Source organism: Lactiplantibacillus sp. C232, assembly GCF_023806725.1.
GTDB classification, from domain to species: Bacteria; Bacillota; Bacilli; order Lactobacillales; family Lactobacillaceae; genus Lactiplantibacillus; species Lactiplantibacillus plantarum.
The window spans coordinates 1-235 of record NZ_JAMSKZ010000079.1 but is presented as its reverse complement, the minus strand read 5'-3'; the positions used below and the strand labels follow the sequence as shown (position 1 = coordinate 235).

The window sequence follows — 235 nt, the reverse complement described above, 5'->3', positions numbered from 1 at the left end:
TAAAACTAAAATATGATTACCAGTTTGGCCGTCCGCGGGAATATAACCTCGGTGCCATGTTAAAACTGGTCCTTTTAGCATACTGCTATGGCATTTTCAGCAGTCGTAAAATTGAACAGTTTGCCCGTGAAAACAAGCCAGCTGGGTGGTTAATTGCCGACCAAATTCCGTCCTACCGGACGATTTGTCGCTTTAGAATTTCTGATGAACTGGCCACTTTGACAACCGATAGCTT

At 43.8% G+C, this 235-nt stretch carries 1 protein-coding gene; it reads left to right on the top strand.

Annotated elements, in window-relative coordinates; all coding sequences use genetic code 11:
• On the top strand, window positions 1-235 hold a 235-nt coding region (locus MZO41_RS16705; protein ID WP_252129727.1), incomplete at both ends, for a transposase.